Origin of the sequence: Shewanella sp. 10N.286.52.E4 (assembly GCF_041468785.1) — a bacterium.
In the GTDB taxonomy this organism is placed as follows: Bacteria; Pseudomonadota; Gammaproteobacteria; order Enterobacterales; family Shewanellaceae; genus Shewanella; species Shewanella electrodiphila.
Genome location: NZ_JBFRJJ010000035.1, coordinates 1 through 22,805 on the forward strand (window position 1 = coordinate 1; position 22,805 = coordinate 22,805).

At 41.5% G+C, this 22,805-nt stretch carries 21 protein-coding genes and 1 pseudogene; 3 read left to right on the forward strand and 19 right to left on the reverse strand.

Going from position 1 to position 22,805, the window contains the following annotated elements; all coding sequences use genetic code 11:
- Positions 1-15 precede the first annotated feature (15 nt).
- The 6 genes from AB4153_RS17915 to AB4153_RS17940 form a co-directional block, all read right to left on the reverse strand.
- Positions 16-519 (reverse strand): hypothetical protein, encoded by a 504-nt coding sequence (locus tag AB4153_RS17915; protein ID WP_371998296.1) that lies wholly within the window; start codon positions 517-519, stop codon positions 16-18.
- A gap of 529 nt (positions 520-1,048) precedes the next feature.
- Complete coding sequence (locus AB4153_RS17920; protein ID WP_371998297.1) at positions 1,049-3,307, reverse strand: molybdopterin cofactor-binding domain-containing protein; 2,259 nt, start codon at positions 3,305-3,307, stop codon at positions 1,049-1,051.
- Positions 3,308-3,309: 2 nt separating this feature from the next.
- The gene (locus AB4153_RS17925; protein WP_102527157.1) at positions 3,310-3,777 is read right to left on the reverse strand and encodes a (2Fe-2S)-binding protein; all 468 of its coding nucleotides are present in this window, start codon (positions 3,775-3,777) and stop codon (positions 3,310-3,312) included.
- Positions 3,778-3,780: 3 nt separating this feature from the next.
- Positions 3,781-4,437 carry a nucleotidyltransferase family protein gene (locus tag AB4153_RS17930; RefSeq protein WP_371998298.1) on the reverse strand — a complete coding sequence of 219 codons (657 nt, stop codon included), beginning with the start codon at positions 4,435-4,437 and terminating at the stop codon, positions 3,781-3,783.
- Positions 4,437-5,507 carry an XdhC family protein gene (locus AB4153_RS17935; RefSeq protein WP_371998299.1) on the reverse strand — a complete coding sequence of 357 codons (1,071 nt, stop codon included), beginning with the start codon at positions 5,505-5,507 and terminating at the stop codon, positions 4,437-4,439. The genes AB4153_RS17930 and AB4153_RS17935 overlap by 1 nt, the downstream gene beginning before the upstream one ends.
- 374 nt (positions 5,508-5,881) lie before the next feature.
- Positions 5,882-6,526 carry an MBL fold metallo-hydrolase gene (locus tag AB4153_RS17940; protein ID WP_102527160.1) on the reverse strand — a complete coding sequence of 215 codons (645 nt, stop codon included), beginning with the start codon at positions 6,524-6,526 and terminating at the stop codon, positions 5,882-5,884.
- A 343-nt stretch (positions 6,527-6,869) separates the two neighbouring features.
- On the opposite strand from AB4153_RS17940, the gene AB4153_RS17945 reads away from it, so the two are divergent.
- Positions 6,870-8,168, forward strand: a complete 1,299-nt coding sequence (locus AB4153_RS17945; protein ID WP_248956891.1) for an alpha/beta fold hydrolase — start codon at positions 6,870-6,872, stop codon at positions 8,166-8,168.
- A 229-nt stretch (positions 8,169-8,397) separates the two neighbouring features.
- Here AB4153_RS17945 and AB4153_RS17950 read toward each other — a convergent pair whose 3' ends face one another.
- From AB4153_RS17950 to AB4153_RS17970, 5 genes are all read right to left on the reverse strand, one after another.
- Positions 8,398-8,898 carry a hypothetical protein gene (locus AB4153_RS17950; RefSeq protein WP_102527162.1) on the reverse strand — a complete coding sequence of 167 codons (501 nt, stop codon included), beginning with the start codon at positions 8,896-8,898 and terminating at the stop codon, positions 8,398-8,400.
- Positions 8,899-9,115: 217 nt separating this feature from the next.
- Positions 9,116-10,102, reverse strand: a complete 987-nt coding sequence (locus AB4153_RS17955) for an HlyD family secretion protein (protein WP_371998300.1) — start codon at positions 10,100-10,102, stop codon at positions 9,116-9,118.
- 269 nt (positions 10,103-10,371) lie between these two features.
- Positions 10,372-10,824 (reverse strand): hypothetical protein, encoded by a 453-nt coding sequence (locus AB4153_RS17960; protein WP_371998301.1) that lies wholly within the window; start codon positions 10,822-10,824, stop codon positions 10,372-10,374.
- Between the two features lie 303 nt (positions 10,825-11,127).
- Positions 11,128-11,913 (reverse strand): heparin lyase I family protein, encoded by a 786-nt coding sequence (locus AB4153_RS17965; protein WP_157936198.1) that lies wholly within the window; start codon positions 11,911-11,913, stop codon positions 11,128-11,130.
- An 83-nt stretch (positions 11,914-11,996) separates the two neighbouring features.
- Entirely contained in the window at positions 11,997-14,027 is a 2,031-nt protein-coding gene (locus AB4153_RS17970; protein WP_371998302.1) for a DNA topoisomerase III, read from the reverse strand.
- 413 nt (positions 14,028-14,440) lie between these two features.
- Between AB4153_RS17970 and AB4153_RS17975 the strand changes: the two genes are divergently transcribed.
- On the forward strand, positions 14,441-14,623 hold the full coding sequence (locus tag AB4153_RS17975; RefSeq protein ID WP_102527167.1) for a hypothetical protein: 183 nt from the start codon (positions 14,441-14,443) through the stop codon (positions 14,621-14,623).
- A 168-nt stretch (positions 14,624-14,791) separates the two neighbouring features.
- Here the strand turns inward: AB4153_RS17975 and AB4153_RS17980 are convergent, their stop codons facing one another.
- Together AB4153_RS17980 and AB4153_RS17985 are read right to left on the reverse strand one after the other, a co-directional pair.
- Complete coding sequence (locus AB4153_RS17980; RefSeq protein ID WP_371998303.1) at positions 14,792-15,697, reverse strand: dienelactone hydrolase family protein; 906 nt, start codon at positions 15,695-15,697, stop codon at positions 14,792-14,794.
- 118 nt (positions 15,698-15,815) lie between these two features.
- A complete protein-coding gene (locus AB4153_RS17985; protein WP_102527169.1) occupies positions 15,816-16,061 on the reverse strand; it encodes a DUF2164 domain-containing protein in 246 nt (81 codons plus the stop codon).
- A 135-nt stretch (positions 16,062-16,196) separates the two neighbouring features.
- Between AB4153_RS17985 and AB4153_RS17990 the strand changes: the two are divergent.
- Positions 16,197-16,394, forward strand: a pseudogene (locus AB4153_RS17990) (hypothetical protein); the annotation flags it as partial.
- Between the two features lie 92 nt (positions 16,395-16,486).
- Here AB4153_RS17990 and purF read toward each other — a convergent pair.
- The 6 genes from purF to AB4153_RS18020 form a co-directional block, all read right to left on the reverse strand.
- Positions 16,487-17,998, reverse strand: a complete 1,512-nt coding sequence (purF, locus tag AB4153_RS17995; RefSeq protein WP_102527170.1) for an amidophosphoribosyltransferase — start codon at positions 17,996-17,998, stop codon at positions 16,487-16,489.
- A 33-nt stretch (positions 17,999-18,031) separates the two neighbouring features.
- A complete protein-coding gene (locus AB4153_RS18000) occupies positions 18,032-18,520 on the reverse strand; it encodes a CvpA family protein (protein ID WP_102527171.1) in 489 nt (162 codons plus the stop codon).
- A 115-nt stretch (positions 18,521-18,635) separates the two neighbouring features.
- Positions 18,636-19,277, reverse strand: a complete 642-nt coding sequence (gene dedD / locus AB4153_RS18005; RefSeq protein ID WP_371998304.1) for a cell division protein DedD — start codon at positions 19,275-19,277, stop codon at positions 18,636-18,638.
- 13 nt (positions 19,278-19,290) lie between these two features.
- Positions 19,291-20,595 (reverse strand): bifunctional tetrahydrofolate synthase/dihydrofolate synthase, encoded by a 1,305-nt coding sequence (gene folC, locus AB4153_RS18010; RefSeq protein ID WP_371998305.1) that lies wholly within the window; start codon positions 20,593-20,595, stop codon positions 19,291-19,293.
- A gap of 129 nt (positions 20,596-20,724) precedes the next feature.
- Positions 20,725-21,510 carry a tRNA pseudouridine(38-40) synthase TruA gene (gene truA / locus AB4153_RS18015; RefSeq protein ID WP_102527174.1) on the reverse strand — a complete coding sequence of 262 codons (786 nt, stop codon included), beginning with the start codon at positions 21,508-21,510 and terminating at the stop codon, positions 20,725-20,727.
- A gap of 115 nt (positions 21,511-21,625) precedes the next feature.
- Positions 21,626-22,805, reverse strand: a 1,180-nt coding sequence (locus AB4153_RS18020; RefSeq protein WP_371998306.1) for a FimV/HubP family polar landmark protein, incomplete at its 5' end; no start/stop codon positions are given.

The following is a 22,805-nucleotide window of genomic DNA, read 5'->3' on the forward strand; positions in this document are numbered from 1 at the left end:
GCCTATCCTTATCTGTTATAACTTTTTTTGCAAAGCTTCGTGTAATTGTTGAATAGCACCCACCAAATACGTATTTTTATCTACGCTTTCGACATCATCTGGATAGATCCAGTTAAGAAACGGTAATGAATCCTCTCCGCCAATACAGCTTTCAAGTTTTGATTGCGTTTCTTTATGACTTAAAGGGCGTTTCAAGCTTCTTGAATGAATATGGCCAATATAGTCATTTCTAAACGAAACGATTCCCCGATCTAGTATTTCATTATGAAACTTATTTTTAAGAGTGGAAAGTTCAGATACTTCACTATTTAATAACTCCCCATACTTTTTGCAAAACTCGACATACTTTGAGCAGTTCATAAATAAAGAAGTAAAAGCTATTCTAAATATATGCTTATTCTGTATTGAAGTGTTCGCAAGAAGCTCACCTCTCCTTGTTTCCTTTAATAGCAAAACCCCACCGGTTAAATCACCAGCTAAGCCATCAAGAATATAGATTGCATCTTCGAGTTTATTCACTACATTAGCCAAAAGTTATAACAGCTTATTAGCGAGAATTCCGATAAACACCCCTAGGCTACTTACCAATACTCAATCACTTTTCAGCTTAATTTATTAATAATTTTAATAACTTAACAGCCATCAAAATTTAAATCAATCGACTAAATAGTGGATAAAACCGAGAATTGAGATAACCGAGAATTATTTTGGGTCGTTATGTAAATATCCATATTAAAAAAGTTATTCATTTTCATAAGCTTAAGGCGTGATGATAATAGAAAGTGAGCATTTTTTATTTACATAACGAGAAGCAAAGTTTGCATTTATGTGATGCTGATATGTATTTGATAATTCACCATATTAATACACTTTAATAATACACGGCCAAACAGTAGATTCTGACAATATACAGGTAACTTAAATGCCCAAGTTCGTTGCTTATTTCCACCTATATATTCCCACCTATATATTCCCACCTATTCATTTCCAGAAAAAATGCCCAAGCTATAACCTAGCTTGGGCATTGATATTACTTTAAATGTTGGAACTACATTTTCAGGACTTTACTCAGTGGTAAATCGCGATAACGTTTACCTGAGGCTGCAAATATGGCATTGGTTAAACTCGGTGCCACGGGTGGCACGCCGGGTTCACCCACTCCTGCAGGCTTTGCATCTGACTCGACAATAATGGTTTCGATTTCAGGTGACTGGCCGATGCGTAGCAGTGGATAGTTATGGAAATTAGATTGCTCGACTTTACCGTCTTTATAACTAATTTCGCCCATCATCGCCAAGCTTAAGCCGAATATGATGGCGCCTTCGGTTTGCGAATGTACCCTATCTGGGTTGACCACCGTGCCTGCGTCAATCGCCGCAATGCTTTTTAATACCTTGAGCTCATCGCCGTCCATTTCAACTAATGTGGCTACTGCAACATAGCTGACAAAGCTGCGATGTACTGCAAATCCCCAACCTTGATTGGCTTCGATTTTAGGCTGTTTTGCCATGGCCTTTTCTACTGCGTCAATCACACTTAAATAGCGGCCGATATCAATAGGGAAATCCTCTAAGGTTTCACCATAATTACCGTATTTCACCACTTGGTTTTCAAGCTTTTCATGTCGCGGTTTGCCCAGCAGCTCACGCCACATACTAATACAAGGTTTACCTGCATTTACTGCAAGCTCATCGACAAAACTGCCGACACCAAAGCCATGCTGAATATTACACACTGAGCGCATCCAACCGATTCGTGAATGGGCAGTGGCTTTGACTGATTCAAGCTGAATTTGGCTTAAATTAAACGGCATATCAGAAAAGCCAAGGTCTAACTCCCCTGCTGATGGCATATCAACGCCTTCGGCAAAGGTTGAACTAATCGATGGGAAACCTGTGCGGGCAAGTAACGCCGTTGGCGCTTTATTGCCATCTAACTTAGCTTGGTAATGCTGCGCACTAATAGCATGGTAGTAACCGTTTTGAATTTCATCTTCGCGGCTCCATAGCAGTTTGACTGGTTTAGCGATTTTTTGTGATAACCACGCTGCCTCGGCGCTAAAGTCAGGTTTTGACTTGCGGCCAAAACCACCACCTAGCAAGGTGACATTCACTTTCACTTGCTCATCTTTTAAGCCTAAAACCCCAGCAACATTTTTCTGGGTGCTTTGTGGTGTTTGAGTTGATGCCCAAATTTCGCAGCCGTCTTTAGTCACTGATGCAGCGGCCGCTGGCGGCTCCATCATGGCATGGGTCAAATACGGCACAGTATAAACTGCTGATAAACTATTATCGTCACTCCAATCACTGACTGATTCGCCCAATTGACGAATAACCGTACCTGACTCACCGACGCGTTTAACAAGCGCAGCTAAATCTGTATCCGAGTCATATTGACTGTTTGCAGAGTCTGTCCAGGTGATTTTTAGTGCTTTACGGCCTTGCAGCGCACTCCAGCTATTAGTTGCAATAACCGCAACACCACCAAGGGGCTGAAATAACGGCGCGCCTTTTGATATCGGAATTTGAATCACATCCAATACCCCTGCCACTTTGCGAGCAGCGCTATCATCTAAAGTCGCTACATCACTGCCCAATACTGGCGGTCGAGTAATTGAGGCGTGTACCATACCTGCTACTTTTACATCAAAACCATATTCAGCTTTGCCGTTAAGCATATCGTCCATATCTACGATGGTGGGCGATTTTCCGATATGAGTAAATTTCGACGCCGGCTTTAACGCCACGCTATCAAGTGCTGGTGTTGTAAGTGCTGAGGCTGCAATGGCAAGCTCGCCAAATGACAGACTTTTACCATTAGTTTTATGATGAATCTTACCTGCTTTGGCATACACATCTGTCGGTGACACTTGCCACTGGTTAGCGGCTGCTTGCTCTAGCATGCTTCTTGCTGTTGCGCCCATTTGACGCATTTTTTGATAATGCTTACGGATACTGCGGCTACCATCGGTGTTTTGACTGCCATATTGCTCGTCAGCCAAACCTTGAACCACAACGATTTGATCCCACTCAGCTTCTAGCTCATCGGCTAAGACTTGTGGCACACCTGTTCTAATACCTTGACCCATTTCAGAGCGGTGACAGGTTAAATACACCTTATTGTCTTCACCAATGGCGATAAAGATGTTCAGCTGCGCTTGCTTGCCTTGGGCAACATCCCCTTGAGCAATTGCCATGGGACTCCACGCTAAGCCAGATGCGCCTAAGGCTAAGCCTCCGCCCACTGCGCCAAACAGTTTTAGCACGTTACGACGGCTAATGTTTTCAACTGCGGTAAATGTGGTCATGGTTATGCCTCCACTTTACTGTTTTCAGCAGCGGTATTAATTGCAGCTTTTATGCGAGGGTAAGTGCCACAGCGGCAAATATTACCCGACATGGCATCATCAATTTGCGCTTCAGACGGTTTGGCTGTGGTGTTAAGTAACGCAGCCGCAGACATAAGTTGTCCTGCTTGGCAGTAGCCACATTGCGGTACGTTATGTTTCTCCCATGCGGCTTTTAGCTTATCGGCTTCAAGCCCTTCAATGGTCGTTACTGACTTACCCGCCGCTTGTTTTATGCTGGTTAAGCAGCCGCGAACTGGCGCACCATCAATGTGGACGGTACACGCGCCGCAAAGGCCTGCACCGCAACCATATTTGGTACCTGTTAAACCTAAAATATCTCGCAGCGCCCATAAAATTGGCATGTTTGGATCTGCATCTAAGGTGAAGCTTTTACCGTTCACTTCAAGTGTTTGCGTTTGTTGCGTCATCACTTACTCCTTGTTGGCCAACCACCAGCTAAGATCGGCTTGGGTATCAATATCAATGGCGGCTTGCTCTAACGGAAGTACGGCCAAGGTTTGATTAGTTAAATGTTGTTTTAATAGTTTTTTAGCCCCAGCATCACCTTCGAGCTGCTGAAGGGCATCAAAGTCTTCAGCAACAAATATCGCAGGTACACCCGGGTTTTGTTGATAATAAGCCGCGGTGGTTTGACCAAAAAGGCAAAACACACGGTATAGGCTTAAATAATGTAAATGGGAAACAGCCACTTGATCTGCAAGGCTTAACAACAGAGCATCGGCTTTTTCGGCTTGGGCATATTTTGCCGCCATGGCAACCGAACTGGCGATGCCCGATTGCCAGTCTTTATTGATGAGTATCGGTGTATTCATTGGCACTAATGGCGATAACACATCGATATGTCCGCCTAAGATAACGCAAGGTTTACCAATATCTATTTGCTCAGCCGCCTGGGTTAATTCCAATAGGCTGTGAGTCAGTAGACTGTGGGGGTTAGCTTGTGGGTCTGGGTCATTCACTTCTGGGCCTGATACTATGGCAGCAAGCTTTGCACCATCAAATCGTGTGCTTTGACCTGCAGCCAACATCACGCTGACCACTTTAGGGGGCTTAGATAAAAACGTCACTAGGACATCACCTTATCTAAACGACTCAATTCTGCCTGCTTGCTAATGCGGTGATGTAACACGCCATGGCACTGAGATAAAATACTTAACGCCACAGAACTAGGCAGTTCACCGCCAAGTGCAAGCCCTGCTGGCGCTGAAAAGAAACCACTGAAATCTTGCTCTGTTAACTCAGCTAAGCCAAACACTTTATCCCGCCTATGCCCTGGACCTAACAATGCAATGTAATCAATATTGGTAGGCTGCAGCGCTTTAAGGGCGTCGCAGTCGAGGTCTAAGTTATGGTTCATCACCACTGCAGCATCGAGTTGAGTAAGCTCTTCTGTTTTCAATTGAGTAAGTGGTGTTTTATTGATTTTTGCAGCAGGAAAGTCATAGCTGCGCGCATAGGCGGAGCGACTATCGAATACGGTAATTTTCCAATCAAGCTCGGCAGCTATTGCGGCTAACGGCTGAGCATCTAACCCACCACCAAATATCCCCAGATGATAAGGCGCTCTCACAGGGACAGATAAATAATCTTGCCCATCTAATGATATCCGCTTTGTGATCTGTTTAGCACTCTGTTTAGTGAGCTGCTGCGTTTTTGAGGAGGGTTCGAAGCTGTCATGTTTCGCAGCATTGGATGCAATGAATTTACCTGACATTTCTCCTGCATGGCTCTTGTTGTCATTGAGAGATAATTGATAATGTCCCTGATTACCGCGAGTAAGCTGCTGATGAAGTTCTGGCAAACCAAGGTATTGGTTATCTGCCAGTAATGGCACCATCATGATATTAACAAGCCCACCACAACCGAGTTGGTAACTCGTATCGTTTTCATCAGTAGCATCATAGGTAATATGAGCAATACGTTGAGTTTGAATCGCATCTTGAGCATGACGACGTAAATCAGCCTCTAAACAGCCACCACTGAGCATTCCCAACGTTTTACCGAGTGGGTCAAACAACATGATAGCGCCCGCTTTGCGATAAGATGAACCTTCAACTGACGTGATGACAGCTAACGCCCATTCCAATTGCGGTTTTTCAGCCCATGAGTCGAGTAATGAAAGTAAGTGATGCGCCATAGTCCCTGCCTGCTAAATCAGTCCATAATTCACTTCTGTAGCAGCAATTTGTCCAGAGGGAGCATCAAATCGTTACCCAGTCGTAGCCCTCACATTTCAGCGAGGCTCAACATAAGCTAACAAAGGATGTCAATAATGCAAAGATTACTGGGAATTTAATGCTGCAACTCGAGGTGATATATCAATATAACTTGCCAGCGAGTCAAGCTACTCGCTGGTTTGCTAATATACGAAGGAAAGGATAAAAAATGTAACTGTTTATGCGAAACTGACTCGGTTGAACAAACTGTCTAAAGCGACTTTAATGTAAGCGGCTTTAATATAAGCCACTTTAATAAAAGCCAGTTTAATAAAAGCCAGTTTAATGTAAGCGATTAGGCCAACAACTGATCAGCAACAAATGGATTATGCTGACGTTCTTCTTCAAATGTCGACATTGGGCCATGTCCGGGAATAAAGTTAACTTTCTCTCCTAATGGCCACAATTTTTGAGTAATTGAATTAATCAGTTGCTTATGATCAGACTGCGGGAAATCAGTGCGACCTATTGAGCTTCTAAACAAAACATCCCCTACCCAAGCAATTTGTGACTCAGACGAATGAAATACAATGTGTCCAGGTGTGTGTCCAGGGCAATGCAGCACTGATAATGTTTGCTCACCGACAGTGACATTATCACCTTCATTTAAATATTGCGTCGGCTCAAACGAGTCAATGTGCGGAAATCCGAAGTTTTGGCTCTGTTTAGCCAAACCTTCTAACCAAAACTTGTCAGCCACATGAGGGCCGATAATAGGAATATTAAGTTGATTAGCGAGAGTTTTAGCTCCGCCAACATGGTCAATATGGCCATGGGTTAATAAAATCTTTTCTAATTTTAAGCCTAACTTACTGACTTCAGATACGATTCTGTCAATATCTCCGCCAGGATCAACCACTGCTGCAAGTTTGGTTTTGTCACACCAAATCACACTACAATTTTGCTGGAACGGGGTGACTGGAATGATTTGATATTTCATTGCTTATTTCCTTACAGTAGCAGGCGTTTGCTTTGAGCTTATTATGCTTCAAATAGCACAAAAAAGTTTGATCTATCTTTTAAATATTTATAAAAAACTCAGATTAGCCCTTACGTATGATGCAAAGTCGTAGCTTAAACTGCTAGTGCTGCGTTGCTAAAGGGAATATCAGCTTTAATTGACTCACGGTGAATAGACTTCTAGCTAGTGTAAATTTAAAGGAACATAAATTAGCTTTCGCTAACAAAACTTACACTGGTTGCGATAAGTTTTCATTGTGATTGATAGTTAAGCTTTCTACAATATCCCCTTTCTAAGACTCTATTCACATCACAGGTACAGCATGCAAATGGACAGCATTCTTTCAGGTATTGTTTCCAAGAAACATTTTTTCTCGGTTCCGCTCAACTATCAGCAGCCAGAAGGGGAAAAAATCACCGTCTTTGCCCGTGAAATTGTCAGCACAGAAAACCAGCAAAAAGATCTCCCCTTTCTGGTTTATTTTCAAGGTGGCCCAGGATTTGGGGCTGTTAGACCGATTGAAAGCTCAGGTTGGATTAAACGTGCGCTACAAGAATATCGAGTGATCTTGCTAGACCAACGCGGCACAGGGCTTTCAAGCCTTATCAACCACGCAACCCTTGAGCATTTATCTGTCGATGAACAAGTGGATTATGTCAGTCAATTTCGCGCTGATAATATCATTCGAGATGCTGAATTCATTCGCCTTAAATTAACCAACAATACCCAGTGGAGTATTTTAGGCCAAAGCTTTGGTGGTTTCTGCGTACTGCATTATCTATCTGCTGCACCTGATTCAATTAAAGAAGCCTTCATTACTGGTGGTATTCCGTCGTTAACCCGTCGAGCTGATGATGTTTATAAAGCCACTTACCAGCGAGTGATAAAAAAGAATAATGACTTTTATCACCGCTTTAAAGATGCTGAGCAATTAACCGCTGAGTTAGCTGAGTTCATCGATAATAATCAGGTCACATTAGCCACAGGCGAACAGCTCACCGTTGAGATGTTGCAATTACTGGGTGTGAATATCGGTATGGAGCAAGGGCCTGAAGCCGTTTACTATTTATTAGAACAAGCCTTGATTGAAACAGGCTCAGGTAAACAGATTAATCCGCTTTTCTTACATCAATTTAGTCAATTTTTAGACTATAACACCAACCCTATTTTCGCTTTAATGCATGAGTCGATTTACTGCCAACAGTTCCATCAGCAAGGTGCAAATTGGTCTGCCCATCGTGTTAGAGAACAGTTCCAACAGTTTAATTATCAGCGAGGACAACGCTTATTATTTACTGGCGAAATGATTTACCCGTGGATGTTTGAGCAATTTAATCAATTAAAGCCTCTTAAAGCATTAGCAAATGCCATTGCCGAAAAAGCTGATTGGAGCAATTTATATGATGTTGATGTGCTGATGCAAAACACTGTTCCTGTCAGTGCTGCCATCTATAGCGAAGACATGTATGTAGATATGAACTACAGCCTAGAAACGGTGCAATTAGTTGATAACTTGAAATATTGGCTCACATCAGAATATGAGCACAATGGTATTCGTATCGATGGCGAGCGGGTGTTAGATAAGCTAATCTCATTGAATCGCCAAAAGAGTCTTAGATAATATAATATTTAAGCTAAAACCTGCTTGTGATCACAATATGAAAGGCTAATTTAATTTTCAGTTAAGTAAGAACGGGCATAATCTAGCCTGTTCCGCCCTTTATGTTGTGAACTAGTGAATTTTTTATGAGTAATCCTTAATTGAATTACTCATTTTTTTTGCCTCAAATTCAGTGGTCAGTATGCTTTATTTCAATCATTCACCAACAAAGCTAAATCCCCACTCATCGCTAGCTGGCTGCGGCCGCACCTTCAGTTTCATCGTTAGGTTTGTCACGAAGCGAGAAATAAATCTTCGATACCATAAATTCTGCAATCAAAATACCAAACACTAAAACAAAGAAAGCAACGATACCGTCAAATGGGCCAGTAAAGGTAATACTGTCGCCGAAGGCTAAGTTAATGGCTTCAAGCATGATGATTTTCGAAAAGAACAAAATCGCCCAAGTACTTAGCGCGCGATATACCTTAGGTGCAGTGCCAGGTTTACTTTTGAAGTAGTCAGCTAACTTATGTTCAAAGGCTATGGTTAGCTTTAACAGCAACTGCAACAGAATGGCGACTAATAATGAGATTGAGAAAGACGAGACACTAATATGTTGCCAGTACTCAGCAAGTAGATTTAACACCGTCAAATCGACTAAAACAGCGAGAGTATAACCAACAAAATAACGTTGGGGACTATTAAAACCATGCAAAGGTGTGGCAATACTGGTTGTTTCTGCTGACATTATAAACCTCTAATATATTGATACTTTATAAAAAAAGATTAATCACTCATTTATATTAACCACATTACAACAATACACAAACATATTACTACATGAAGCACCTGACTAACTCATTCGAATAGCTGCTGGTTACAGCTATTCGTTTCAGCTGTTCGTTTCAGTCATTCAATCCAGTGCTTAAGCCGCTATATTATTTTACCCGTTATTAAGCTAATACCTAAAAAGCGCCAAAGAAGCTTTTCAATGCTTTAAGCCTGAGTGTTGCGGCCCCTAACATATCAATCGGGCCTAGCAGTGAAAAAGGTTTCTCAGTAGAAATCCAGGCTGAGCCTCGTGCGCCAATCGGAATTTCAATGCCTTCTGGGTCGCTAAACTCAATCAGCACTGTTCGACCAATATTTTTTGAGTTATTGACTAACTGTTGAGCGACGCCTTGTTCTTGACTGCCGTGACTGCCTCTTGCCTCCCCCGTAGCTAAAGATATTGAGTGAACTCGCCCTCTAAAAATGTGCCCAGGATATGCATCTACATAAAACTCGGCAAATTGACCTTGCTTTACTCGGTTCCATAGCTGATCGGGTATACGCATCTCAAGGATTTTAGTTTCAGTATTCCACAGTTGAATATTACCAATTCTTGACCCTGCTGCTGTATCAATGCGTGTTACTGCGCCATCAAAAGGAGCGCGAATTTCTAGTTGGCTATTTTCAAACTCAGCTTGTTGTTGCTGGGCAACTAATGATTCACGATCAAATTTCATCGCATTTAACCTTGTTTGATACTTATCAATGTCTCGTTTAGCCACGACATTTTTAACTTGAGTTAACCTTGTTAAATCCTGCTCAGTTTGTGCTATATCAGCGTCTAAGCTATTAATCTCAGCTTCAATCTGGCGAAGGCTATTGGTTTCTTCATTATTCACCAAAGTGTAGAGTAACTGGCCTTCTTTAACTTTCTGATTGTGCTTAACATAATACTTATCGATTGACTCTGTAATCGGGCTTAAAACCGCTGTTTGTGCTCTCACAACCGATGAATCAGTTAAGTCCACAGGAGAATAGAATCGATGAGCAAAGAACACTGCAAGGTTAATCAGCACACCTACAACAATCATAGAAATATAATTAGCCGTCGTGCGTTTTACTAAGCCAGTTTTAATTAAAATCCAGCAAATAAGTACATATGGATACAATAGTTCTTTCATTATGCTTGTCTCCCTATAGGGCCTGTTGATTTTTCAAGGTTATTTTTGCAACGAATTGTTGGCCATTTATACTAAGCAGAGACTTTGTGGTGTAGTGCTCTACATAAAAAGTCGATAATGCAGTAAAAATAGCCAACAAACGCTGCCCAAAGGGTTCGACTAAAAGCGTTTTACTCTTTGTTGAATGAATTTTGCTTAGATGACTAGGCATCAATCCATTCGCCTCAATTAAAACGCTTATATTTCGAACAAAACTTAATCTGCAAAGATCAACAGGTCCTAATCACTGCAGAAATTTTCTTCCAGTCGGTGACAACAATTAAGATGGCAGCTATCCACAATTCATTGTAAAAAAAGCCGATAGTACATAACCAGAAAATCAATTTTGCTTGCCCCGTATGTTCAGCATGCTTTTTGGGTAGAGAATGAAGTTTCCAGTAACCCCAAATTGCTAAGCAAATAGTCACGACCAACATCATGGTTAATGCACCAATAAAGATTTCAGTGTCCAGCAACTTACCCTTTAACGCTGAAGTGGTGGTCCAATAATCCGCTGGAATATCTTTGTGATGAACGGTAAAACCATTTGCTAGTAATACCGAGCCACAAATGACCGCCAGCAGCGTCAATAAAATATAAAATTTTGTTTTATGGTGATTAAAAAAACCTGCTTTAGCATTAGCTGCAGTGGTATCAATAGACGAAGATATTTGTTCTGTCATAGCCTGCCTTATTTTGATGTTGTTGAATCATCTTGGTATGGCAGAAATTATAAGGAGAGAAGCTACGGCAAAGTTACCATTTTGCGCCACGCATTATTTAGCTTCGAAATGAACAAAATCAGCCACAGTGACTCGAACTAGAAATGAGGAGTAAGGTGTTTGTAGTGAGTAGTGCGTTATGCGTTATGCGTTATGCGTTATGCGTTATAAATAGTGAGCAGTGAGTAATGACTAACAGGAATTTAGCTAACGAGTCGTCATATAGAATATACAAGTATGAATGTTCGGTAATTAATCAGTCGATTAAAAATGGTCAACTTTCACGTTATCTAACCAAATAGATTCAACTCGGTCTGCACGTTCTCGTAGAATGCCTAACTGGATAAACATATTCTCATCGTGTGCCACAAGCGTTTGCAGGGTTAAATGTACTTGAGGCTGATTGTTTATTGCCATCATTATGCGACCTTCAGTCATCGACCAGTATGTTTCTAATGTAACCGTATACCAAGTATTAGCTTTAATATCGTCAAGATACCACAAGGCTTGCTTAGTATTAGGTTGCGCAGCTTCGCCATCTATAACAACTGATTTTGCGATATTAGAAACCAAACTCATGCGTGAACCATTAAGCTGTAAACGATAGCTTTGCCGGTAGGTTTTATCTGACTCCCAGTAAGCAATCTGATGGGTATCTTCACTAAATAGTTGAGGTAGTAGAAATTGCCAGCTAACAGTGGTTGTTTGACCTGGGCGAGTATGGGTGGGTTTATGTTGTAGTTCTACTCGGTTAAGTGCTTCAATCCCACGCCATAGGTAAGATTGTTCACCTTTAATTGTTAATAATGCACCGTAATTTGAACTAGGTTCACTCGTAATATCTGAAATTGATTCTGAATTAATCAGATTTAACCCTGCAGGCTTAGGAAGAATATTGATGCCTTGTGGGTGAAGCACGTATGACCAATTATCTAGATTCAATTCAGCAAATGTTTCTTGCCACCCCCCAGCCGACCAACAAATGTTACTCATCAATACACTTAAGATGACTAAAGTTGATTTAATAAAAAAGTGAACGCCTTGCTGCATGTAACTCATCCATAAATTTCATTTAAGCTCAGGAGTAATAATTTAACTAAGCACATACTTCCGATTTAATAAGTTAATTTAAGCTAATTAGCGGTTTTTTTCGATACTCGCTTAGTGGTATTTTTTATCGTTTTATTGCCAGAAGAGGAAGAAGACGCTTTTCTTTTATAACCACTGCTTTTTGTACTACTGCCTTTTGAACTACTGCCTCTTGAACTACTGCTGCGACGCTTTTTATAACCAGGGCCAGTGACACCTGACAGAGCACTAGGTAATTGATTCGCTGCTTGAGTAATCAAGTCATTCAACTGGTTTAGCAAAGGAGACATAAATGCATCATAGCGTAATTGCTTTTGACTAATGGCATCCAGGCTACTTTCCCATAATGCGGTCATATCCGGTGTTGTGGCTGACTCTGGTAATGAGTTGACCAGACCAATACCCACAGGAGTTGCTACAATCGATTTGCCTTGGCGCTGCAAATAACCGCGTTTAAACAGTAACTCAATAATCCCCGCACGGGTGGCCTCTGTGCCTAAGCCATCGGTATCTTTAAGGATTTTTTTAACGTCTTTGTTGGTCACAAAGCGGTTGATACCCGTCATCGCACCCAATAACGTCGCATCAGTGAAATGTTTAGGCGGTTGAGTCACCTTTTCAAGAAGCTCACCCTGAGTGCAATGTAACAACTGACCCTGAGTGAGTGCTGGTAAGGTCGCCAGTTCGTCATCATCCTTTTTAGTCGTATCGCTTGCAGCAAACAGCTGTTTCCAACCTAACGAGGTTTCTTGCTTGGCTTTGGTGGTAAACAAGCCACCTGCAATAGTCACTTCTACCTGAGTTTCATCGTATAAGTAAGCCTTATAGAACTGGGCTAAATATTGCCTGGCAATATGTGAATATAACTTGGCTTCTTTACTGGATAAATTGGCCAAATTAGTCACTTTTTCTGTTGGTACAATCGCGTGATGAGCATCGACTTTTTTGTCATCCCACGCTTTGGATTTAAGTTTGCTATTTGGTGAATCCGCTTTTGCAGTTAGTGACGGATCATTTTTGGATATTGCATTAATAACTTGCGGCGCTAAACCATGTTGCTCAACCGGCAAATAACGGCTATCAGAACGTGGGTAAGTAATCAGTTTATGGCGTTCATACAAGCTTTGGCACGTATCCAACACGTCCTTGGCGCTCATCCCAAAACGCTTTGCAGCGTCGATTTGCAACGCAGATAAACTGTAAGGTAATGGTGGGTTTTGACGTTTACTCTTAGCTTCCAGTTTTGTGACTTCTGCAGGTTGATTAGTGATACGGCCAACCACATTTTCAGCAAGCCCTTTAGCCAGCACTCGCCCTTCTTCATCCATGTAGGGCTGACAGGCTTCACTGGGTTTCCATTTAGCCGTAAAGGTTTGATTTTCTTGAGTGATAAGATGAGCTAACACATCGTAAAACGGTTTTGGCACAAAATGAGCAATTTCTTCGTCACGTCTAACAACTAAACCAAGCACTGGCGTCTGTACCCGACCGACCGACAAAACCCCTTGATAACCGACCTTTCTACCTTGAATGGTATATGCACGAGTCATATTCATGCCGTATAACCAATCAGCACGACTACGCGCCAGTGCTGAAGTTGAAAGCGGAACAAACTCTTTATTGCTGCGCATTTGGTTTAATGCTCTTTTCACTGCAGAAGGGTTTAAATCGCTGATGAGTAGCCGCTGAGTTTGGCTAATTTTATCGGCTTTAATACCAGAATGGGATATCACTTCATCAACCAGTAATTGCCCTTCTCTATCAGGATCGCCTGCGTTAACCAGACTTGATGCCTGTTTTATCAGTTTTTTTAATGTGCTTAGCTGAGAGCGTGTTTTTGATTTAGGTTTTAACTTCCATTGCTGTGGCACAATTGGCAAGTGAGCTAATTGCCACGACTTATAAGCGGGATCATAAGCGTCGGGTTCTGCTTGTTCTAATAAATGTCCCACGCACCAAGACACGCAATCACCATTGGCTGTCATGATGTAACCATCACCTTTTTTGTGAGGCTTAGGTAATACATCGGCTATGGCACGACCTAAGCTAGGTTTTTCGGCAATATAAAGGATCATTTAGTTCAAACCATCAAAAATCGTTAAAGCACTTTTAAGCAGGCTTTTTCATCAGAATTAGTTTACTGTATATAATTACAGTGCATTTTAATAGTCATTCAAGAAATAATTTATCAAAAACAATAAATGAATATAAATAACTCGTGTCGAACACCAGATAACATTTATAAAGCAAATCTGACTAACTCTCGCGCTAACGCGTGCCAATTATTGTAGTAAATTTTCATAATCGATTTATAAACAATATAAATTAGCTCCAATAGCCATACAATTGACTTATTTAGCCTCTTTAAACAATCAAATCATCTTCCCCTGCTTGATTAAAGCTGGAATAAAGTTGATCCAGATCATGATTGCGAACAAATTCTTGAGATAGTTTTAGTTAACGCAGAAAATGAGGTCAGGAGCCCGTTATGGAATTGAAGCAATGTGAGAAGTGCTATACCGACGTTTGTGTTAACGGTAAATGGTTTCACCATGACCACTTAACAACCAGTGCTTATATGCTAAATGGCGGTTCGCCTGAAATGATTGAGCTCGCTAAAATGCCAACAACTGAAACTGAGCTTGTGGATATGCTCACCTGCGTATTTTAAATGTCGGTGATAGCTTAAAGGGTGTATTAACACGCATTACATCTATCAGGATTAAAAGACTTACGCCTTTGCGTTAACACTTAAGTCAATGGCATAAAAAAAAGCAGTGCTTGCACTGCTTTTTTATGTCTTGTCATCACCACATTTCAGTGAGCCATCAAGTGCGACTTAAGCCAATTCTTGATTAAAAAATGCAATGGTTCTGTCCCAAGCAAGCTTTGCATTCGCTTCATCAAAGCGTGATGTAGAGTCATTATGAAATCCATGCTTGGCATTCTTATACATGTGCATTTGGTATGGCACATTTAACCGCTTTAAGTCAGCTTCATAATCTGGCCAAGATTTATTAACCCGTTCATCTTCTTCACCAAGTTGTACCATCAATGAGGCTTTAATATTTTCTCGGAGTTCTTTCTTAGCGGGTGTTCCATAAAAAGGCACGCCTGCGGTAAGCAAATCAGATTCGACTGCAGCAAGATAATTGACGATATAGCCACCAAAACAAAAACCTACAGCGCCGAGTTTTCCATTACTGTTTTCATGAGATTTTAAAAACTTTGCTGCAGCGACAAAATCTTGTTGGATTTTATCGCGATCCATAGATTTTTGCATCGCTCGGCCTTCATCATCATTACCTGGGTATCCACCCAGAGGATAAAGTGCATCAGGGGCGAAGGCGATAAAGCCTGCTTTGGCTAAACGGCGTGCAACATCTTTAACGTAAGGGTTTAAGCCTCGGTTTTCGTGTATGACTAACACCACAGGTAAAGAAACTGCAGCTTTGCTTGAATCAACATTAGTGGGAACAACTAAATACCCTTGGCCTTCGCCATGACCTAATGGAGATGTAAACTTTTCATAAGTGGCCTTAATGTCAGCATCATTAAACGACACCTGCTCAGCCAGTGCGTAATTTGGCAGCAAAGCTGAGGTGAGTACAGTCATGGAATAACCGACTGCGACTAAGGTACCTAGTTTCTTCATGAAGGTTCGACGATCCATGCCACCGTGGGCATATTCATCGTACCAATCAAATGCTTCTTGTGGGATATCATCTCGAAGTGGCTGAGACATTGTCTTTCCTCCATTTTGAATCATTTAAGATTGAGTTTCTTTGACTAACCTAGGGGAGGAAAAGCACAATGTAAATAGTTTGTCGTACAAATAGTAAATGATTGATTTACTTGAGAAGCTATTTTATATCTTTCTCAATACCGTATATATCTTCATCAATGGTCTCGATACGAGCTTCGAATATGGCTCGTGCATCATGTAAGCCACGGTTATAAAAGTGCGCACCAATATTACTGGCAAAGAAATCCAATAAAAATTCGGCATCGAACTGACCTAAATCTTGGTCTAGTTCATCTTCAAAATAGGTTTGAATTTTTTGCACCATCAGTTCACGCTGTTCTGCAGTAAACTCAATTTTAGACATCTGCTTGGCTCTCCGTACATATCTTAATTATCAGCGTAAATTAACAAATTAAAATGCTTAGCCCTAGGGCCTGTTGATCTTTGCTGGTTAAACTTTGTTCGAAGTAAAAGCGTTTTAATCGAGGCGGATGAGTTGATGCCTAGTCATCTAAGCAAAATTCATCCAACAAAGAGTAAAACGCTTTTAGTCGAACCCTTCGGGCAGCGTTTGTTGGTCATTTTTACTGCGTTATCGACTTTTTATGTAGAATAACTACACCACAAAGTCTCTGCCTTGTACAAATGGCCAACAACTCGCTGCAAAAACAACCTTGAAAGATCAACAGGCCCTAATTATTTACAATCAAGGGTCTGTTGTTTTTACATTATTCAAAAACAAAAAAGCCAGCTTTCGCTGGCTTTTGACACACAAACTGTCATAACAAATTAAGGATGACAGACGTTATGCATTTCTAAGTTAGTGCCGATGTCTTTGCTATTCGCTTTCGCGTCATCATTACGTAACTGCGTTAAGTGGTCTAAGTAAGCTTGGTCAACATCGTTTGTGATGTATTGACCATCGAATACTGATGTTTCAAAACGCTTGATTTCAGGGTTTTCCATGCCTACTGCATCGACCAAGTCAGTTAAGTCCTGGAAGATAATGCCATCAGCGCCGATGATTTTTGCAATCTCGTCAGCATCACGGCCGTGAGCAATTAACTCATTGGTCGTTGGCATATCAATACCGTACACGTTAGGGAAACGAATTTCAGGTGCTGCTGAAGCAAAGTACACTTTCTTCGCGCCAGCTTCACGTGCCATTTCAATAATCTGCTCTGAAGTGGTACCACGTACGATAGAGTCATCGACTAACAATACGTTTTTACCTTTAAACTCAGTATTAATGGCGTTGAGTTTACGACGTACTGACTTCTTACGCTCTTGTTGACCTGGCATGATGAACGTACGGCCAATGTAACGGTTTTTCACGAAACCTTGACGGTAAGGAAGCTCCATACAACGTGCGATTTCTAATGCGATATCACATGAGGTTTCAGGAATTGGAATAACCACGTCAATGTCATGATCTTCCCATTCTTTTTGAATTTTAGCGCCTAGTTTTGCGCCCATGTTCACGCGGCTGCCGTAAACTGAAATTTTATCCATCGCAGAATCTGGACGAGCAAAATATACGAACTCGAAGATACACGGTGCATAGCTTGGGTCTACTGCACATTGGCGAGTAAATAGCTGACCATCTAATGAAATATAAATCGCTTCACCCGGTGCAACATCACGCATGACTTCAAAGCCAACAGCGTCTAATGCAACACTTTCTGATGCCACCATGTATTCAGTACCCGTTGGTGTTTCATGCTTACCTAACACTAACGGACGAATGCCAAATGGGTCACGAAATGCCACTAAGCCTTGACCAATGATCATTGCAGCTACGGCGTAAGCACCACGAGTTTGCGCGTGCACTTTAGCAACAGCGTCAAATACTTCATCGGCACTTAAGGTTAAACTACGAGTCTCTTGAAGCTCATCAGCAAGTAGGTTTAATAACACTTCAGAATCTGAGGTGGTGTTAACATGACGACGTTTTTTCACTAAGCTTTCAGCTAACTCAACTGTATTGGTTAAGTTACCGTTATGGGCTAATGAAATACCAAACGGTGAATTAACATAAAACGGCTGCGCTTCAGAAGCACTTGAGCTGCCCGCAGTTGGATAACGAACGTGTCCAATACCTGCTTTACCTTGCAGGCGCTGCATATGTTTAACTTCGAAAACGTCCTTAACTAATCCATTTGCCTTACGTAAACGAAACGCACTCTTGTCAACAGTCACAATACCTGCTGCATCTTGACCACGGTGCTGAAGCACGGTCAATGCATCATAAATGGTTTGATTAACCGATGACTGACCAACTATTCCGACGATACCACACATGGGTAAGCTTCCTCATTGTAAGATGTTTTATATTTATATTTTGGGTACAAAGCTAGATGTGTTTTCCAAGTAGTCAAAAAACCACTGAATAACGACACCAAATTGGGGTACAAGTTCTGACTCTTTCCACCAGTCTTGACTTGGCGAACCAGTAAAAGCATCCAGAAAAAATAAGATAGCGCTGACAATTAATGCCCCGCGAAGCGCACCGAAACACAAGCCTAAGACTCGATCGGTGCCTGATAAACCGGTTTTAGAAACCAGTTGACCTAATAAATAATTAACTAATGCGCCCAAGATAAGCGTGGCGACAAATAACACGGCGATGGCAACACCATTGCGGGTCATTTCATCGTTCATTTGGGTTAAATGAACGGCTAAGTCTTGATAGAATTGGCTGGCAATAAAGAAGGCAGCGAACCATACCACTAAAGACATGGCTTCTTTGGCAAATCCGCGGATCAAACTGATGACAGTTGATAAGCCGATGACGATGAGAATAGCGTAATCAATCCAAACCATTGAGATGGGGATCCGGTATAGATGTTAAGACGGCGCGATTCTAACAGAGACAGAAAACTTTCTCACCAACTGCTAGATAAATTGACTTTGCGCTGTACCAAACAATAGTGAATAGTTAGTTTTCTAGGGGATTGTATTGAACAATTTTGCCTTGAAGACCATTTAGTTTATTGATTTTTTTCTGGTATGTTTTGAGTTTTTCAGCAGAAAGTTCAGGCCCTACGAATACCTTTGTTAGCGAGCCATCTATCGGTTTAGCTGGCAAGGTATATGCGGTAAAACCATTTTGTCTGAGTTTTTTGACTAACTCTTCAACATTTTTAGCATTATTAAAGCCGCCAAGTTGTAAGGTATAACCCGCTTTAATAGGCTCGACTTTTTTAACTTCTGGCTTTGCTTTAGCGACTTGTACAGGTGTTGATGTCGCAGATGCTGCTTTGGCACTAGTTGATGCACTTTTATCTGAGGACGTTCTATCAGAGGCAGTAGTGGCAGCTGGAGTGACTTTTTCAGACGAATCTTCAGAGGCTCCTAAGTCTTGAGTTTGGGCAATTTCTTCCACTTCAAATGTTTCAGGTGTGTAGCCTTCGCCAATGACATCGCTGGTTTGCTCATTAATCACTGGGCGCAGCGGAATTTCGGTAAACTCTTCGATTTCACGTTGTTTTTTGCCATCGAGCAAGTCAGGTAAAAAAATCACCCCAAGCGCTACGATAACAACCGTTCCCACTAATCGGTTTTGAAATTGAGCAGACAAATGTTTATTTCCTTTATAAAATTTTGCTAAAGCCAGCCACAGTGTAAAATGAGCCAAAAACAATTACCACATCATCTGCAGTAATATTTGCACTGACACTTTGCCAAGCTTGATCTATCGAATCAAACTGAAATGCCTTCACAGCAGTTGTATTGGTTGCGTTATTAGCTGCAAGGCAACTTGCCAGTGTATTGGCATCTAAACCGCGCTCAACATCTAAGCTAGTAAAGTACCACTCATCCACAGTATCGTTAAGCTCTGTAAGCACTGCTGATGCATCTTTATCTTTTAGCATGCCGCACAAAGCAATAATGCGAGCCGGCTTATATTGTTGCAATTGAGACGCTAAATACTTTGCCGCATGGGGATTATGAGCAACGTCAACTAACACTCTTGGCGAATCTGACACTTGTTCTAATCGGCCTGATAACCTTGCTGTGGCAATGCCTGTAGTGATAGCTGCAGTACTGATTTCAGGCCAAGTTTGTTCTATCACAGCGATGGCCGTAGCAGCATTGGCTAATGGTAACTTAGGTAAAGTGAGTGAATTTATTGCGCCATTTTTACCGCTAAATTGCCATTTATCACCGTTAAGATGATAACTAAAGTCTTTATTCACCTGATAAACATTCGCGCTAATTTCAGCTGCGTAATCCAATACCGTATGCGGTACGTCGGGCTCGCCAATAACGGCTAAACGATGACGTCTAAAGACACCTGCTTTTTCACGGCCAACGAGTTCTCGGGTATCACCAAGGTACTCTTGATGGTCGATATCAATTGAGGTAATCACACAAGCATCGGCATCGATAATGTTAGTGGCGTCTAAACGTCCACCTAAGCCAACTTCGAGTAACACCACATCAGGTGTCGCTTGTTTAAAAATATACAAACCCGCAAGCGTGGCGTATTCAAAAAAGCTTAATGAAATTTCTGTTTGTTGCGGCTGACTTCTAGCTTGTTCAATCGCTGTGAAAGCGGCAATTAACTGCTCATCTGATACATCTTTATGATTAAGACGTACTCGTTCATTGAAATGAACTAAATGAGGCGAGCTATACACGCCAACCGTTTTACCAGCTTGCAATAACACTGACTCAATCATGGCACAAGTGGTGCCTTTGCCGTTTGTGCCTGCGACCGTGATTACCGTTGAGTTGAGGTGTAACAGGTCTAATCGTTGTGCCACTTCAGTGACGCGCGTTAAGCCCATTTCTATTTCAGTTGGATGAATAGAAAGTAAATAATCTAACCATTGAGACAAATTTGCCTCTTTTGCTGGGGCCGATATAGCTTGATTGCTATTCACTGAAACCATGTTATTCCTTAACGCAACAATGCTTATTTTTTCTATTTATATTCGAGCTAAGTATATTCGAGCTAAGTATATTCGTGCTGGATATATTCGTGCAGCTGATTTTATTCGAGTGTTAATTTAGCAATAAACTCAATCGAGCATAAACAATGGACCCATTGGTGGTTTGGGTAGCCCATAATGCTCTGGGTAAGTCACATCAACTAAATAAAGGCCATTAGGCTTTGATGTTGGCGCAGCATACTTGCGGTCTTTTAATGCAAGCAGCTCATTAACCCATTCCACTTTTTGGTTTGATTGACCAATCTCAATCAAAGTACCAACAATATTACGCACCATGTGATGTAAAAAAGCATTGGCTTTAATATCAATCATGATGAACCTGCCTTGACGAGTTACATTAACAAATTCAATGGTTCTCACTGGGCTGTGGGCCTGACATTGAAGTGCACGGAAGCTGGTAAAGTCATGCTCGCCCACAAATAACTGCGCGCCTTGATGCATTAACTCATGGTCAAGTTCATAGTGATAATGGCTTAAACCATTACGCAGAATGCCAGGTCTAAATTCACTGTTATCAATAATATAACGGTAACGACGTGCCGTAGCAGAAAAACGCGCATGAAAGGTATCATCCACCTCTTTTGCCCAGCGAATAGCAATGTCATCAGGCAGTTTGGCATTAACGCCTAGTGTCCATGCCGACATTTGACGCGTAGATTGCGTATCAAAGTGCACAACTTGACCTGTGCCATGAACACCAGAGTCGGTTCTACCGGCACAAATTATCTCAATTGGTTCATTGGCTATTGATGATAAAGCAGCTTCGATTCTCGCTTGCACAGAAGTAACTTCTTTCTGTCGCTGCCAACCGAAATATTGACTACCATCGTATTCGACACCTAACGCCACACGCATTGAAATAACCCTCAAGTTTAAAGAGCGCGCATTTTAGCACAAAAAAAACGGCGCATGCATGCTGCGCCGTTTGATCATGTTTGTTGCCTACTTAACACACTACATTCGCTGAATATTAGCTCATACCGTTAAGTAATTTACCCGCTTCAGTTTGTTGGCGCTCATTACCATCAATTTGCACTTCTTTTAAAATGGCTTTAGCTGCATCTTCGTCTTCAATTTCAATATAAGCGCGAGCTAAGTCTAATTTGGCATTAACCGAATTTTCTTCATCGTCAACATCAATCATTTCGGCGTTGCCTATGAGTGCATTCACTTCACCCATATCTACATCAACATCTTTATATTGATCACTCAACTCAACATCTTCGTCTGCGTCATTAAGTAATTTGTCGATATCGATGAAACCATTTTCTTGCTCAAAGGTATTCAGCATGTCTTCTGAAGGCTCAGCTGCGTGACTGGTTTCAGGAGTTTGACCGACTAAGTCTTCGCTACCACCTTTCGCTTTAAGGCTTTCTTGAGCATCTAAAGCGGCCAATGCTTCATCGACAGTTAAGTTATCATCAACTAATTGATAGCTATCATCGTCGTTATTTATTGCTTCAGTTTGCTCAGCTGCTGGGTGATTAGAAGCTTGTTGAAATAAATCTGCTTCCCAATCAATACCTGGCGCACCGGTTTTTTTAGACTTTAGATCATCGAAGAAACCAGACTCTTTAGCGACGAGTTCACTGTCAGGTTGCTCTTCAACATCTAATTCGCTGTTAGTCGCATTAATGCTTTTGTCTTCAGTTGTATCGGATTCATTGGTGGTTGAAAGGTCAGCCAGCATGGTATCGAAATCTTGTTCTGAAATCGTTTCATCATCGTTTGAAAATAACGCCTCTTCTTCATCAGCGATTTTATCAACGTCAAAATCTGCTAAAAGAGCATCGAGTTCATCGATATCAGAATCTTGTTCATCATTGCTTTGCTGCGACAGTTGATCTTGTTGCTCAGCGGCTAATAACTCAGCCACTAACGGATCTTCATCAGTCTCTGCTTGCGTTGCTGCTTGAGTATCATCTTGAATATCTAATGCTGACTCATCACCTGGGGCAAACTTAAGTTCTGTTGCATCTAATTCAAGTTCACTAGATTCAGTCGATGTTTCATCCTGTAGCTCTGTCTGCTCTAGATTACTAACATCTAAATCAGCCAGTAACTCATCTAAATCCGCATCAGCTATCGCAGGGTTCTGCGCAGATAAATCAAGTTGTTGCTCTGGCTCAAGTTCTGGTTCTGGTTCTGGT